The organism is Ligilactobacillus salitolerans, assembly GCF_003864415.1.
Classification (GTDB): Bacteria; Bacillota; Bacilli; order Lactobacillales; family Lactobacillaceae; genus Ligilactobacillus; species Ligilactobacillus salitolerans.
The window spans coordinates 68,964-84,117 of record NZ_BFFP01000007.1 but is presented as its reverse complement, the minus strand read 5'-3'; the positions used below and the strand labels follow the sequence as shown (position 1 = coordinate 84,117).

Annotated in this window: 17 protein-coding genes; 3 read left to right on the top strand and 14 right to left on the bottom strand. The window is 45.1% G+C overall.

Features of this window, described 5'->3' with window-relative positions:
* Positions 1 to 255 precede the first annotated feature (255 nt).
* The gene (locus LFYK43_RS03445; RefSeq protein ID WP_124975458.1) at positions 256 to 1,329 is read left to right on the top strand and encodes an LCP family protein; all 1,074 of its coding nucleotides are present in this window, start codon (positions 256 to 258) and stop codon (positions 1,327 to 1,329) included.
* A 127-nt stretch (positions 1,330 to 1,456) separates the two neighbouring features.
* Here the strand turns inward: LFYK43_RS03445 and LFYK43_RS03440 are convergent, their stop codons facing one another.
* The 4 genes from LFYK43_RS03440 to LFYK43_RS03425 all read right to left on the bottom strand — a co-directional run bounded on the left by LFYK43_RS03440 (position 1,457) and on the right by LFYK43_RS03425 (position 4,443).
* Positions 1,457 to 1,657 (bottom strand): cold-shock protein, encoded by a 201-nt coding sequence (locus tag LFYK43_RS03440; protein ID WP_124975456.1) that lies wholly within the window; start codon positions 1,655 to 1,657, stop codon positions 1,457 to 1,459.
* Between the two features lie 168 nt (positions 1,658 to 1,825).
* Positions 1,826 to 2,473 carry a metal-dependent transcriptional regulator gene (locus LFYK43_RS03435; protein WP_124975466.1) on the bottom strand — a complete coding sequence of 216 codons (648 nt, stop codon included), beginning with the start codon at positions 2,471 to 2,473 and terminating at the stop codon, positions 1,826 to 1,828.
* Positions 2,474 to 2,501: 28 nt separating this feature from the next.
* Positions 2,502 to 3,428 (bottom strand): RluA family pseudouridine synthase, encoded by a 927-nt coding sequence (locus LFYK43_RS03430; protein WP_124975454.1) that lies wholly within the window; start codon positions 3,426 to 3,428, stop codon positions 2,502 to 2,504.
* Positions 3,429 to 3,549: 121 nt separating this feature from the next.
* A complete protein-coding gene (locus LFYK43_RS03425; RefSeq protein WP_124975452.1) occupies positions 3,550 to 4,443 on the bottom strand; it encodes a hypothetical protein in 894 nt (297 codons plus the stop codon).
* A 165-nt stretch (positions 4,444 to 4,608) separates the two neighbouring features.
* On the opposite strand from LFYK43_RS03425, the gene LFYK43_RS03420 reads away from it, so the two are divergent.
* Positions 4,609 to 5,244 carry a phosphatase PAP2 family protein gene (locus LFYK43_RS03420; RefSeq protein WP_124975450.1) on the top strand — a complete coding sequence of 212 codons (636 nt, stop codon included), beginning with the start codon at positions 4,609 to 4,611 and terminating at the stop codon, positions 5,242 to 5,244.
* Positions 5,245 to 5,729: 485 nt separating this feature from the next.
* Here the strand turns inward: LFYK43_RS03420 and LFYK43_RS03415 are convergent, their stop codons facing one another.
* From LFYK43_RS03415 to croR, 7 genes are all read right to left on the bottom strand, one after another.
* Positions 5,730 to 6,548: an alpha/beta hydrolase gene (locus tag LFYK43_RS03415; protein ID WP_124975448.1), complete on the bottom strand. Its 819-nt coding sequence runs from the start codon at positions 6,546 to 6,548 to the stop codon at positions 5,730 to 5,732.
* A 30-nt stretch (positions 6,549 to 6,578) separates the two neighbouring features.
* Positions 6,579 to 7,511, bottom strand: coding sequence for a pyrimidine-specific ribonucleoside hydrolase RihA (rihA, locus tag LFYK43_RS03410; RefSeq protein WP_124975446.1), 933 nt, complete (start codon positions 7,509 to 7,511; stop codon positions 6,579 to 6,581).
* Positions 7,512 to 7,680: 169 nt separating this feature from the next.
* A complete protein-coding gene (locus LFYK43_RS03405; protein ID WP_124975444.1) occupies positions 7,681 to 8,025 on the bottom strand; it encodes an AzlD domain-containing protein in 345 nt (114 codons plus the stop codon).
* Positions 8,026 to 8,029: 4 nt separating this feature from the next.
* A complete protein-coding gene (locus tag LFYK43_RS03400; protein ID WP_174713957.1) occupies positions 8,030 to 8,752 on the bottom strand; it encodes an AzlC family ABC transporter permease in 723 nt (240 codons plus the stop codon).
* A gap of 222 nt (positions 8,753 to 8,974) precedes the next feature.
* Positions 8,975 to 10,318: a D-alanyl-D-alanine carboxypeptidase family protein gene (locus LFYK43_RS03395; protein WP_124975440.1), complete on the bottom strand. Its 1,344-nt coding sequence runs from the start codon at positions 10,316 to 10,318 to the stop codon at positions 8,975 to 8,977.
* 163 nt (positions 10,319 to 10,481) lie between these two features.
* Positions 10,482 to 11,690 carry a sensor histidine kinase gene (locus tag LFYK43_RS03390; RefSeq protein WP_124975438.1) on the bottom strand — a complete coding sequence of 403 codons (1,209 nt, stop codon included), beginning with the start codon at positions 11,688 to 11,690 and terminating at the stop codon, positions 10,482 to 10,484.
* Positions 11,691 to 11,714: 24 nt separating this feature from the next.
* Positions 11,715 to 12,404, bottom strand: coding sequence for a response regulator transcription factor CroR (croR, locus tag LFYK43_RS03385; protein WP_124975436.1), 690 nt, complete (start codon positions 12,402 to 12,404; stop codon positions 11,715 to 11,717).
* Positions 12,405 to 12,882: 478 nt separating this feature from the next.
* On the opposite strand from croR, the gene LFYK43_RS12945 reads away from it, so the two are divergent.
* A complete protein-coding gene (locus LFYK43_RS12945) occupies positions 12,883 to 13,008 on the top strand; it encodes a hypothetical protein (RefSeq protein WP_268226889.1) in 126 nt (41 codons plus the stop codon).
* An 89-nt stretch (positions 13,009 to 13,097) separates the two neighbouring features.
* Here the strand turns inward: LFYK43_RS12945 and LFYK43_RS12485 are convergent, their stop codons facing one another.
* The 3 genes from LFYK43_RS12485 to LFYK43_RS03375 form a co-directional block, all read right to left on the bottom strand.
* On the bottom strand, positions 13,098 to 13,307 hold the full coding sequence (locus LFYK43_RS12485; RefSeq protein ID WP_158609178.1) for a hypothetical protein: 210 nt from the start codon (positions 13,305 to 13,307) through the stop codon (positions 13,098 to 13,100).
* A gap of 214 nt (positions 13,308 to 13,521) precedes the next feature.
* The gene (locus LFYK43_RS03380) at positions 13,522 to 14,253 is read right to left on the bottom strand and encodes an SAM-dependent methyltransferase (protein WP_229717922.1); all 732 of its coding nucleotides are present in this window, start codon (positions 14,251 to 14,253) and stop codon (positions 13,522 to 13,524) included.
* Positions 14,253 to 15,134, bottom strand: a complete 882-nt coding sequence (locus LFYK43_RS03375) for a glycosyltransferase family 8 protein (protein ID WP_124975434.1) — start codon at positions 15,132 to 15,134, stop codon at positions 14,253 to 14,255. The genes LFYK43_RS03380 and LFYK43_RS03375 overlap by 1 nt, the downstream gene beginning before the upstream one ends.
* Positions 15,135 to 15,154: the final 20 nt, after the last annotated feature.

Below are 15,154 nucleotides of genomic sequence, written 5' to 3'. Positions count from 1 at the left end.
CCAACAAAGAAAAGAAACAGTCTAAAACAAGTTAAATTACCTAGATAAGGATACAAACAAGAAGTTTAGAAGTAAATTTTTTAATTCACAATCATTTAGTCAGAATTCGTCCAAAATCGGGAGAAGGAAAGTGACCAACTAAAAACGGCCACTTACTAGATCACTTGGTATTTCCACAAAAATGCGATCCTTGTTATACTTTATAATAGCCAGGTTCTAGATTGGTTGCACTTTGTAACTATAGGAGGCAGATACATGGCACACAGAAGGTCACAGTATTATCAAGACGAGTATTTTGAAGACGAAGAGCAGCAAGAAGAGACCGATTTCCGTCGGGTCAAACATAAACCCCCGCACCATCGCTTGAAAGGCTGCTTTTTTTGGTTCTTGTTAGTGACAGTGGTCATTTGTATATTTGGCGGCCGCTATGTCTACCACAAATACCAAGCAGCCCACACAGCGGTGACTCAGTTTCACAAGGAAACTGGGATAAAAAAAGCACGGGACACTTCCCAAGTGTTAAAATCCGGCAAGCCGGTCTCGATCCTGCTCTTAGGAACTGACACAGGCGCTTTAGGCCGCAGTTATAAGGGACGAACGGACACCCTGGTATTGGTAGTCCTTAATCCTAACAAAAAAGCAATGACCCTAGTCAGTCTGCCACGGGATACCAAAGTCGCGGTTTCCGGTCACGAAAGTGATTATCCTTCTAAGCTGAACGCGGCCTATGCCTATGACGGTTCCGCTTCTGCAATGAAGACAGTTCAGAAATACCTCAACGTCCCAGTCGACTACTATGCCACGATCAATATGGGCGGCTTGGAAAATCTGATCAACGGTGTCGGCGGTGTCGATGTGACACCTTCATTGACATTTTCCTATGGCGGTTATTCATTTTCCAAAGGCCAAAAGGTACATATGAACGGCAAAAAAGCACTCGCTTACGTTCGCATGCGTTACACTGATCCGCGCGGTGACTATGGCCGCCAGGAAAGACAGCGTCAAGTCCTAATGGCTACGGCACTCAAAGCCGTCAGCGCGAAAAATCTGCTCAATGAACAATTTTTACAGACATTTTCCAAGCAGATCACTTCGGACTTGACCTTCAACAATATCTTGCTCTTAGCAGCTAAATACCGCAAGGCAACTCACCATATGAATTCAACTAATTTACAAGGACAATCCCAGATGCTTGACGGCCAGTCCTTTGAGGTCCCAACCGAAGATGAAAAACAGCGGGTCACGGATCTTTTACGCAGCGCGCTCGAGTTGACACCCGCGCAGACCGGCAGCACCCTTAATTCCAGTGACCAGATCAGCATCAATTAGAACACTAAAAAAGCAGAAATGCGCAAACGGAATTTATCCGCCGGCATTTCTGTTTTTTGTTTCTCAAAGCCAATTTAAAAGCACAAAAAAACGGGTTCGAAGCGAACCCGTTTTGCTTGTTTTTTAATTAGTCTTTAACAACGTTAGCTGCTTGTGGGCCACGATCGCTGTCTTCAACATCAAAAGATACATGTTGGCCTTCGTCCAAAGTCTTGAAGCCGTCGCCTTGGATAGCTGAGAAATGTACGAATACATCGCTGCCGTCTTCACGAGTGATAAAGCCGTAACCTTTGTCTGCGTTAAACCATTTTACTGTTCCTTGTTCCATTATAATGGATCCTCCTTGTTGCACCTTTCGGCACATATCTAAAATTGATTGTAATTCTAATCGGCGCTTTATGGAGGAAATCGTGAAACATCCTTACCAAAAAAACCTATTCAAACTACAAAAATAATTATAGCACACGTTTTCCCTAATTCATACAGATATTTTAAACTATTTAACAAAAATGTAGTGAGCCGCGTTATAACTGATGTTCAATTCTTCACCAGTCCGCACCAATTCAACTTTAACAGGTCCTTGAAAAGGAACGTGCTCCTTGATTTTTAGCTCATCATCAATATCCAGGTCGATCTCATCGAGATAGGTCAACAATTCATGATTATCAACGAATCTATCGACAGTTTTAGTCTCCCCGTCCTGAGCGTCAACTAACAGATCATAACTTTCTTCGACGTACTGGCTGTCAGCCCGCGGGATCATTCCTCCGTGCGGGCAGCGTTTCGGATGCTCTAGAAATTGATCAAGGTGCATGACAAGGTTCTCGCTGGTTGCGTGCTCCAAGACCTCAGCGTCATCATGGACGTCCTGTAACTTGTAGTTAAGTTTAGAGACCAAGAAGGTTTCCCAAAGGCGATGACGTCTGATCAGATTTTCCGCGATTTCGATCCCGGCAGCGGTCAACGAGATCCCTGCGTAAGGCGTGTGTTCAACTAACCCTTCTGTGACGAGCTTTGCCACCATTTCCGTGACGGAACCAGCCGCGACACTTAACCCTTCAGCAATCTGTTTGTTGCTGACTTTACGTTGTTTGCCGCCTAATTCAAATATGATTTTTAAATAATCCTCTTTTTTAGGGGTCAATTTTTTCACCTCATGCTATCTTCTTGCATTAATTTTTGCTTGCCGAATGCTGATCTTTCGCAGAATGCTCAAAATCTGCCAAAACAGCCTGCAGATCTGCCGGAATTGGGCTTGTAAAAGTTAGTTTTTGTCCAGTAAACGGATCAATGAAACTGAGTTTTGCCGCGTGTAAAGCCTGGCGCTTGATCCCGTAATTGAGAGCACCGCCATATAATTCATCACCTAAAAGCGGATGCCCGAGATAGGCAAAGTGGGCTCTGATCTGGTGGGTCCGCCCTGTATGAAGCTTGACTTTGGTCAGGGTGGCCTGAGGTCCGAATCGTCGAGTGACCCAGTACTCTGTCACTGCTTTCTTACCAGTCACTGCGACTTCCTGGGCAAAACTGCCTTGCGCCCTTTGCAAAGGCTGGTCGATCAAGTCATGGTCTTTTTCTAAGCTGCCGCCAACGAGTGCGAAATATGTTTTTTGAACTTGCTTGGTCTCCAACTGCTTATTCAGCAAACCTTGGGCAAAACGGTGTTTGCCCACTAAAACCAAGCCGCTGGTAAAGCGATCAAGCCTCGTCAAAACATGGGGCACCAAGTCTTTTGAGCCCTGCCTTTTGAGCTGCCCTTTGACCCGATTTACCAAGGTATCTGTCCGATTGCTGGGTCCGGGAACACTCGTCAGCCCTGCAGGTTTATCAACGACCAGCCAGTTGCTGTCCTCATAGAGGATCGTCAAGGGTCCATCGCTTTCGGGGACATTTTGATCCGGTTTTTCCGGTTCCATGATCAACGTCACCGCTGTCGGCATTTGGATAGTTTCCGTCAACTGGACCCGCTTTTTTTCAACTAAGACCCGGCCTTGACCGTGCTTAAGTGTGGAGAGCATCCGATGACTGACTCCTTGCTGTGTGAGAAAATGTTTAACAGTTTCCTTGGTCGAATCATCTTTATGCCACGTAAATTTCATCGCGAAAGACCTTTCATTGCAATATTTGCCGTGTCATGCACTGCTAGTTCTACTGCTAATTTTAACGGCGGTGCACACTGACTTATTATAGCAGATTTGAAAATATTTTTCGGCATCAAAATTAACCGCGTGTCCTTTTTCCAAAACCGGCTAACAAAGAAAGCAATAAGACAGCTAAACCAGCATAAACGCTCAAGCTGGCAAAATGAACGAAAACTTGCAAAATTTCATTGCTGTAGTCGACGATCATTTTCTGGTACATTCCGATGGAGGCTGCCAGATTATTGGCAAGACCGCTCAACTTAAAAAACTGACAAAATAGCCATAAGATCACCCCGGCAGCCAGAAAACTGATGCCGCTATAATGCAGTAAGCGAATCAACGACCTGGTCTGAAAAGTCAGGCTGATCAATAAAACTAGACTCAGGACCATCCCGCCAACCAGCAGTCCTTGAAAAATTTTGCGTGCGTTCTTTAGCCCGGTACTGATCTTGCTGAGCAGATCGTTTTGTGACTGGTTTTGAAAGGCAGCTCCGACCTCCGCCACAAAATTACTCTTATAACTCAGAAAGTCTTCGCTGTTAGTGGGGATCTTTTTTTCTTGGACCAGCTCCATAAAGTTGACCATCACCTGATCGATCATGTGGGACGGATCGAGCGGTTGGCTTTTGCCTTGATAGATATTGCTGATCACCGTCTTTAATTCGCCGCGAACCTGTTTTTTTGTCAGCAGATCCCCCTCTAAGCTGACTCCAGTATCCGAACTCGACATAAAAGAGTTGATCGTGGCTTGAAGGCCGTCATGGATCTCAGAAACATTTCTTTGCGTTACCAATTGCTGCTGCGTAAAACTTTGTGCTAAAAATGAATGCTTCGCCCCAAGACCAAACAGTGTGCTAAGCAAGGTCACGACCAGCAATAAGGTCAACAACTGACTAACATTACGTGAAGACCGCCTGTCTGTCGCATAATGTCTGTGACCGCTCCGGCTTAAACCGTCATCACCTGCAACCATTTCATCACTTCCCTTTAACTATTACCTTAATAACTCAAGAATAACGCTTACAGGTCAAAAGATACAAGCACCAGCCTTAGTTTGAGCAATTTTTTTGCTGGCCGTTTTCACATCACTGACCAAATTTGTTATGATAGATGCAAAATTCATCCAAAGGCGGTCAATATGTTAAAAAAGAATATCAGCTTGATCCACCTCATTTTTGGCTGTTGTTGGCTGCTGGTTTTTGGCGGCTGGACTTGGCTGATTATTAGTCATGACCCGCTGATCACCACACTCGATCAGTCAGCCAGCAATTTTTTTCAGCCGCTAACCACCCCGGCAACAACTAGAATCGTGACTGCTTTCACCAACTTAGCTGCTCAGCCTTGGACCAGTATCTGGGCACTGCTCATAGCTTTTTGGATCAGCACGCAAAAAAACTGGCTCCAAGGTGTGGGCTACTTTCTTTTGTTTAATCTCGCTTCTTTTTGCCATCACCTCCTCAAAAACTGGCTCGCCCGGCCCCGTCCTAGTGAGCGGCTGGTACAAGTCGGCGGGTTCAGCTACCCCAGTGGGCACACTTTTGCGGCATTACTGCTGGTTTTTTCCATCTTGGCTTTGCTGCGCATTTTTAGCTATTCACAGAAAGCCTACTTGATTTGGGCTATTTTGGGCTGGGGCCTGATCATATTGGTTGCTGCCAGCAGAGTTTACTTACACGCGCATTTTTTGAGCGACACCCTGGGCAGCCTCTTTTTAGCCAGTACCGGCTGGCAGCTGCTGTTAGGAGTACACCGCTGTTTTAAGTCTCAGAAGTAACTTTCTATCGCATACACTAAAAAAAGGCATTGAACCGGCTTGCCCCCGCTCAATGTCCTTTTTTAGGTGCTTTAATATCCTCTGCTGGACTGACCAAAGTTATGTCAGAGATAACGAGCTCGGTCGTTGTTTCTTCAAAGTTGTGTCCGAGATAGCGAGCTCGGTCGTTACTTCTTCAAAGTTTTGTCCGAGACAGCGAGCTCGGTCGTTACTTTCCCAAAATTTTGTCCGAGACAGCGAGCTCGGTCGTTACTTTCCCAAAGTTTTGTCCGAGACAGCGAGCTCGGTCGTTACTTCTTCAAAGTTTTGTCCGAGACAGCGAGCTCGGTCGTTACTTCTTCAAAGTTTTATCAGAGAGATCAATCAGTCAAAAATAGCCGCCTGTTCAACTCAGGAACAAGCAGCCAGATCAAGCTATATCAATTTGTTCTAACTTCAAATATTATTATCGCTTCGTTTCACTTGACGAAGGATCTTGTATTATCTTATTCAAATACTTCGTTCACCCAATTGGCCAATAATTCTGTCCAAATCGCAACGGTTGGTGAGATCATTTCACCAGCAGCTGGATTTGTAGTTTCCTTGGTCCCTAGGCTCATGCCGTGATAGCCGTGTCTAAAGACGTGCAATTCGCAACTAACGCCCGCTTTTTTCAAAGCCTGGGCAAACATTAAACTATTTTCAGCGGGCACAACTTCATCATCAGCCACGGTCCAAATAAATGTCGGCGGTGTGTTTTCCGAAACCTGCTTTTCTAAAGAAACAGCGCTTAATTGCTGCTCGGTGGCATCTTCACCCAACAAAGCCCTGAAGGAATCTTCATGGGCAAAAGTACCGGAGGTGATGACCGGGTAGCCGAGAACCAGGGCATTGGGTTGACAATCCGCTGCAGTGAAGCCGCCCTGTTCCAAAATCGGCTGATTCCAGACCGTTGCTAGATTGGCAGCCAGATGACCGCCAGCCGAAAAGCCAAGGACAATGATCTTGTTTGGATCCACGTGATATTGACTCGCATTTTCGCGGACTAACTTAACGGCAGCTGCTAATTCGTAGAGTGCTGTCGGGTAGCGAGCAGGAGCAACAGAGTAGCGCACGACAAAGGCCTGCAGCCCAAAGGAACTCATTTTGACCGCGATCGGTTCAGCCTCCCGATCAGAAGTAAAGCGGTACCCGCCGCCTGGGCAGATGATCACAGCAGGTCGAACGCGCTTTTCGTCTACTTCACTGCTGTTATCTAAAATATAACCAGTCATGCGTGCCGTTTCAGAAAGCGGCGTTTTAAGTGTTTCAGTCAAATATTGCATTGCTATTCCCCCATTAGTTCTGCCATCGCCTTAATCAAAGGCATGCAAACTAGTTTTGATTGTTTCCACAAATTTTTCCCGGTCAATATCCATCAAAATCGTGGTGTTTTCCGGTTTATCAGTCAGGTTCCACTGATCAACGACTGTTTCTCCCCGAGTAAGTTTACCGTTCAATTCAATATCAACGTTTTTCTTGAGCGTTGTAAAATATTCCGGATGCAACAGCCAGGTGATCGTCACTGGATCATGAACAGGAATGCCCTTAAAGCCCCATTTTTCCTGACCATAATACAGCCCATAGAAATCAAGGAGTTCTGCCATTGCCACAGCGACTGGGTTGCCGATCGTACGGATCGCTTCGATATCTTCTTTTAAGATCTGAGCTTGATGTGTGACATTAAGGCCGGCCATGACCAACGGGATTCCAGAATCGACGACGATCTTAGCAGCTTCCGGATCGACAGCAATATTGAATTCTGCAGCGGGCGACCAGTTGCCAAAGCCTTTGGCACCGCCCATGAAAACGATCTGCTCAATTTTTTCTTTTAGATCTGGGTAAACACTGAGAAATAAGGCGGCATTCGTCATTGGTCCCGTTACGACCAGCGTCACTTTCTCCTCAGATTCGCGCAAGGTCTGGGCGATCAGCTCAACTGCAGTCTGCTTTTGGGGGGCAAAGCCCGGCTCAGGAAGTTCAGTACCATCTAAACCAGTTGATCCGTGAACCGACTCTGCGATCATTAAATCTTGCAAGAGCGGTTTTTGATTTCCACCAGCCACCGGGATATTGGTTTGTCTTAATAAGGTCAGCATCCGCAAAGCATTGTTGAGCGTCTTGTCAGGCGTTTGGTTGCCCGCCGAAGTTGTCACTGCTGCTACTTCAATTTCCGGTGCTGCCACTGCCATCATGATCGCAAAAGCATCATCATGACCTGGATCACAGTCTAAGATAATTTTTGTCAACTTAAATTCCGCCTTTCCGCGGCTGCGGCTAACTTGATCTTAATCAGCCAGCTCGGCAGCCTAACTTGTGTTACTAGTATCAGTATAGCAATCTAGCTGTTAATTTGAAAGCGGTCTTAGACCAAAAAAAATAGACTACCTCTTCGAGGACAGTCTGTAAGTATCAAGTTTAAACGGGCACGAAGACTGACAGCAAAGCAACTGCAATCAAACCAACGACAACCGCCAAGCCCATCGACCGTGAAAAATAGGAGACCGCGATCACGATCAATGAAGCTAAAATTTTCGCAATATTGCTAAAACCGACAAATGTATATGTTTCAGTATTTAAAAAGACATCCTTGACGACCAGCGCGGTAAACAAGGAAACCGGCACATACTTCATCCATTCATTAAACCAGTCCGGGATCTTACGGCTGGCAAAGATCCGCATCGGCAGGTAACGCGGTACAAAAGCTACACACATCGATAGCACGATCAAAATAAAATGATCCATAGTAGTAGTCACACTCATAAAACTAATCTCCTGACTTACTAATTTCCTTGCGTCCAGCATTCGGCTTCATTTTCTTTAATAAGAAGCTCTTTTTCATGCCCTTTTTCACTAAAATTTTCTCTAGCGCGAATCCAATCAGTGAGGCGAGTAAAGTAGCCACAACTAACCCCATCGTGCTCTTCATCCAAACCATTGTGATCACAGCGATGACCCCTGAGATCACAATGATCAAGATTGTGAGGTTATTCTTGATCTGCATGACGATCATGTAAATAAAGAGTGCGGTCAAGGCATAATCCACGATCGTCAGGTTGATAGTAATGAAACTGCCGACCAGACTGCCGATCAGATTGGATACGGTCCAAAATAACAGTGAAAAGTGCTCGACTGATAGTGCATTTTGAGGGGTCCATGTTTTATCAGTTGCGAATTTCAGATAATTCACAGCATAATTTTCATCGTTCAGGGAGGCCGCAAAAATCAAGAGAAATTTTTTGCTAGTTCCTCTGACATATTGCGACAAGCTCGAACCGAGCAACGCATATCTCATTTCTAGAAACAGCAGCATCAACAAGATGGTCTGCAACGGTGCTTGGATCGTCAGCATAGAAGCAATCATAAATTGCGCCCCACCTGAAAAAACAAGCATTGATACTAGGGCTGTCATCAGAAAGTTAAAGCCGGCTGCGTGGAGTAAGATGCCGCATGCCAAGCCGATCGGCACGTAACTCAAGCATAACGGCATGGCGATCTGAAAAACTTCCTTCAAACTTGTAGCGGATTTTTTCACAAGTATGCCTCCAAAAAAAATTCCAAAGATGACGGTTCACAGTAAATTATAACATATGTCCGATTAATATTTATGTTATTTTTTCAAAGGATCAGACCCGACAAAAGAAAGATCAGTACTTTTTTAGAACAAAAAACTCAGACCAGCCCTTTTTATGGGAGTCTGAGTTTTTAAATTTTAGAACAAACCTTTGACAGCACGCCAAGCGATCACAAAGATATTTGCCTTTTTAACATTAGCTTTCGTCACTGCTTGCGTCTTAAAACCAGTAGCGCCGTTCACATAAACTAAAGGCTGATCTTTCAGGGTCAACTGATATGTTCCAACTGTTTGGCCCTTTTTCAGCGGAGCTTGTAAACCGCCCTTTTTATAAAGCTTTTTGTTGCCTTGGACCTTGCCCGACAAAGAAGCGGCGTCAACACCCTTTTGCAGCCAGATGTGAGTCCCACCCTTAGTTTTAGTGGCAACGTTTAACTCTTTACCATGATAAACCGGCAGCTGTGAATCCTTTTTAAAGCTTTGCCCTGACTTGATGTTGGTATAAGTGTAGTTGTTATAGGCATATGACATTAATTTCTGGGTCTGCTCAAAGCGGGCAGTATCCTGATCATTATTATGCCGAGCACCCATAACTACGGTGATCAGACGGTGACCATCCTTATTGACGGTAGCAGCAAAGTTGGCTCCAGCTGCATCAGATGTCCCTGTCTTCAAGCCGTCGACTGGCAGAGCTGCATAGGCTTTAGAGAGGCCTTTTAACATCCAATTCCAATTTTCCATGTTGGTCTGTGTGTCGCCATTGTCGAATTTAGCTTTCGTAATACTGGTCGTTTTCAGGACCTCTGGATGGTCTTTTAACAAGCGTTGTGACAAGAGTGCCACATCAGCAGCAGACATCTTGTTCATTGCGGAATCAGAAGCACCTTGGTACTTATCTGAACCGACATCGCCGTTATCCAAACCGTTGGAAGTGTAAAATTCGGCAGTTGCAAGTCCCATCTTCTTAGCCTCACTGCGCATGAGGTCGATAAATTTCTGCTGTGTTCCGCTGATCTGATCGCCTAATGCCATCGCTGCACCATTAGCCGAATAAATGACCATCGCCCGGTAAAGAGAACGAACAGTATACTCGTGGTCGGCTTTTAATGGAACATTAGAATATTTCGTATTCTGACTGACTTTGACCGCTCCTTCGGAAGGAGTGATCTTTTGATCCCACTTAAGCTTATTGTCTTTAATTGCGTCCAAAACAAGGTAGATCGTCATCAACTTGCTCATGGATGCAGTTGGACGAACTGCATCAGCATTCTTGGCATACAAGACCTGGCCGGTCGTTGCATCGATCGCGATCGCGGAAGCTGCTTGCAAGCTCACTTCAGAATTATTGACGTTCGAGACCGTTGCGGCCTGGACTGTTTCGTTACCATTATGTAAAGCAAAAAAGGCTGCGCCGCTGGTCAGGACAGTTAAACCAGCTGCCACGCCAAGCACGGTTTTTTTCAAATGACTAAAAATTTTCATGATCTTCTAGGGTTCCCCTTACTAAATATGATTATTTTTCAAACTGTACACACTCTATTAACAATGCCATAAACGTTGGTTTTTTGCAATAACTAAAGCTAATGACAGCGTTTTAATTCAAATTTTATTCGTAAAAAAATCCTCACTGGCAAAGAAGAGCTGACTAGTCAGTGAGGGACTTTTTTTCAGGTTGAGCAGTCTCCGCTTTTGAGAGGAGTTTTTCCGGCATTTTTAAGGTTTCACTATGTTTGACAGGAAAATGCATGATAAACTTGGTCAGCTGATCATCAGAACGCGCATAAATGTAGCCATGATGCAATTCCACGATCCCCTGCGCAATCGCTAAACCCAGGCCAGTCCCGCCAGTTTCCTTGGAGCGTGATCCTTCTACCCGGTAAAAACGTTCAAAGATCTGGCTTAATGAAGACTGCGGGATCGGTTCACCATCATTGGCGACCACGACTTGCACTTCGCGCTCAGAGATCTTACGGGCAGAAAGATAAATATTCTTTCCGCCATCGCCGTACTTCAGAGCATTAGCCACCAAGTTGTTAAAGACACGAGCCAACTTTTCCGGGTCCGCCTCGATCTGCAGGGGCTCTTTTCCTGCATCGACATGGATCTTCATCTGCTTTTTGCCAGCTTCCAACTCAAAGCTGGCGCCAAGCTGCTCTAACATTGCTTGCAGGTCTAGCTTCACTGTCTGCAACTTGGCCCCCACCTGGCGGACTTTCGTGTATTCAAAAAGATCATCGACCAGCGACTTCATTTGCTTAGATTTCAAAAAAGCCGTATGGGTGTATTTGAGGATATCAGCATCACTTTGATATTGTTTGTCCTCGATCAAACCCAAGTAACCAATGATCGAGGTCAAGGGTGTGCGAATATCATGACTGACATTCGTGATCAGTTCATCCTTTGACCTTTCGATCGCGCGCTCCTCTTCAATTGAACGGATCGTGCTGTCAACTAAAGCATTGACACTTTCAACGACTCGCTGCATCTGCCCGGAAAGTGTAAACGGGATCCGGTGATCGAAATGGCCCGAGGCAATGTAGTGCAATTCTACGATCACATGGCGCAGCTGCATTTGCCGATATCGTCTGATCAAGCGCCAATAAACAATAAAGGCATCAGCCAGCAGCATCAGCAAGGTAAAGACCCAGCCCCAGCTCCAGAGCTGCAGGTGCTGCGGACCAAACGACAGCGACATTTTGATCTGGAAGATCCCATTTTCGATACCTGGATTGGTATTGATAAATTGGTTTAAGATCAGAAAAACTGACATGTTCAGCAACAGCAAGACAATGATGGTAACTACTCCTTCACCGAAGAGCTCACTTTTCTCTCGGCCAGTCAGCTGAAATTTCACAAGTAGTCACTCTCCCCATGCTGTTTAACGCGTTTCCACTTTATAACCAACACCCCAAACTGTCTGCACGACCTTTTCACCGCCCGTTGCTTCTTCGATTTTATCGCGCAAATGGCTGACGTGGACCATGACCGTTTTAGCAGAAACCACGGATTCTTGCTTCCAGACCCGTTCAAAAATTTCATCCGCTGAAAAAACCCGGTTGGGGTGACTGGACAGCAAATACAAGATCCCGAATTCTAAAGCCGTCAACTGGACATTTTTACCGTCAACAGTCAAAACCTCATGGGAATCCTTTTTAATGATCAGCGGTCCAACTTCCAATTGATCGGGCTCATCGTTTTGAACCTGATGCGCTGCCCGCCGCAGCAAGGACTTGACCCGCGCCATGATCTCTAAAGGATTAAAGGGCTTAGTCACATAGTCATCTGCGCCCTGGATCAGCCCGTGGATCTTATCAATATCTTCGGTCTTAGCCGACAACATCAAGATCGGGATCTGTGAGTCACGTCTGACCTCTTTAACGACTTCTAAGCCATCGACTTGAGGCATCATGATGTCCAAGATCATCAAACCGATATCAGGGCTCGTATTAAGCTTAGTCAAAGCTTCCTTGCCGTTATAAGCTTTTTCAACTTCATAACCTTCATTTTGAATATAAATACTTAATAATTCTACGATGTCTTTATCATCGTCAACAACTAAAATTTTCATGTTTTAATCTCCTCGCCTGACTCCCAACAGTCCGAGCTGTCCCCATAAAATAATAGCTTTTTTCTCCATGCCCTGCCTATTTAAGAAAGCAGATTACTTCCAGCAGTTCACCGGTCATGTGACCTATACTCCAAATCAAACAGCTTGATTTACCACTATTGGGATCATTCGTAATTTTTTTCTAGAAATCAGATTTTTTTGCTATTATTCACACATTATTGTACCAAACTATAGCTTAATCGTACCTAAAGAATTCTTTAAATTCAATTAATTCGCCCTTACGATCCCTTAGAGTAAAAGCAAACTCTTCTTTATTTCACAGTTTTTCCAGCAATGATTTATTTGATGGAATCTAGACTGGCAATGACTTCTTGGGGAGAAGGGATCCGCTGTTCCTGCAACACAAACTCCAAGTTGCTGATCAAAATATTGGTCAAGTAAATTCGCTGGAGCTGCTCATCTGGACCAGAAAAAAAGGGTGCAAGACATTAACTGGCTAGCGCCGCAAGCATTTGCTGACGGTCACACCAGTCATTTCGCCTTAGAGTTGACCAATTCAATGAAATTGGCTTACCAAGCAAAACAAAAGCAAGAATATGCTTAAATATCTCTAGAATGAAGGTCAAGCGGGAAGATTTAAACCTTTTATTGCCGATAGAAAGAACTTTGATCTAAATCAAGAACGCTAAAAGTTTAATTCGCTTCCCAGATATTTATCTGATGATCAGCTGCCAAACAGTCAACGTTTGGAACAAAGTCTGACGAACTTACTGCCAAACAGTTAACGTTTGGAACAAAGTCTGGCAAACTTACTGCCAAGCAGTCGACGTTTGGAACAAAGTCTGGCGAACTTACCACCAAACAGTTAGCGTTTGGAACAAAATCTGGCAAACTTACTGCCAAACAATTAACGTTTGGAACAAAGACTGACGAACTTACTGCCAAATGTCTCAAACTTCGGTCGACTTGTAGTCAGCCCTCAAATCATTTAGAAATATCTTCGATTTGTCCAAGTTTCTTTAATTTTTAACTTGCATCCCTTAGTTAAATAGCAAAAAATCGTTCTCTGGGAGTAAAATTTTCCCAGAGAACGATTGTTAATTTATAGATTTTCTTTTTATCTGACCCGGTAAACTTGGTCATGGATGAAGTCAAAAGGCTGGTGGTGGAGGTTAAGCTGGCCAATTTTTTCCAGCTTAGCCTGCTCCCAGAACTTTTTAGAGTTGGTTGCCCCTCTCTTTTCGCCGACCACGATCAGCTCTCCTGCCCACTTGACTGAGCGTAAGAACCGCAAGATCTCATAGTCGACTTCATGCGAATCTGGAGCCCACTCAATTAGAAGAACTTCAACCTCTCGGTAATATTGCTGCACTGCCGCTAAAGCATCAATTTTGACTACATTTGTCCAAGGCGCTGGCCGGGTGATATCCTGGCCATGCCAGTTGAAATCATCGGTTGCAAGAACGTTAAGCAGCTGGCTGGCTAAAACACCATTACCCGCCATCACCTGCAGTGTTGGCCGCTGCTTCAAGTAAGCCGCCAGATCAGCCGCCCAGACCCTGGAAAAAATATGCCAGATCCCGAAGCTTTCGATCACGCACTGCCGCAGATCATTCAAGGTACCTTCCAACTCCAGGATATCTGGATAAGCATCCAAATGCTCAAAAAGAAAATCTTCTGAGAACTCGAGCTCAGGCAACGGCTGGACCGGCAGTTGCTGCTGCTGGTAGGCAAGTAAAACTTCTTGCACAGCCTGGATCTTCTCTTTAGCCTGAGGCAAAGTTTGGTACTCCTGGGCGTACCGCTCTAGTGTCAACAGCATTGCTTCCAGTTTGATCTGCTCTGCCATCAGCTCTGCCCGTGATCCACTGCGGGTGTTGGATCAAGCTGTGCAGCTGGCTGCACGTTTCGCTCGGTCAAATTACGCAAAGCCCTATGCTGATAGTGTTTATATAAAGCTGAATACCGGCCAAAATACCCCGAACGCCAAGGCTTGTCCCGCCCGCAAAAATGCAGGATTCCAGTATGATCCATGACCCAGTTTAGATCCCACTGTCCCATGCTGAGCATTTCATAAGTCCGATTTTTACGGGCATCAAAATTCCATAACTCATCCGGCAGCGCTAGGATCTGGTGTCCGTAAAGACCGTTCAGAATATCTTGATCCGGCAGTAAAAGATTAAATTTGTTTTTTGTAATAAAGTCAAAAATATCTTGGGGCTCGACTTGCGCGCGGATCGCACTTAGGTTCATCAACAAGACGCCGGAATTATAGTAGGCTTCCGCGTCTTCGTTGCCCAATCTGACCTTATTGACGACATCGGTGACATTAGTCAGCCGACTGTGACTGCAAGCCGCGTACAAGTAGTCGCCAAGATCCGTCGAATAAAGCGGCGTGATATCGTTGATGCACAATAAATCAGCATCTAAATACAAGATTTTGTCCAGCTCTTGGGGCAGATATTTTTGCGCCAATAACCGATAATAAATTGTATGCGGGTAACGGTCCGTGATCTTGGCGTCCGCGAATTCTTCATCCGAAACCAAGACCGGCTGGTAATCCACGTCATAAAAACGACAAAAAGCAGCGATCTTTTCAGTCTGTGCGAGCTCCTGGTCCTGGATCACATACATTGTGATCTGTGCAGGTTGGGAGTTTTCCAAAATCGAGTAAACGACCGTCAGCATCTGATCGACGAAACTGTCGTTGATTGCAAAAAGTAAGTTCATGCTCTTAATCCTCACCTGAT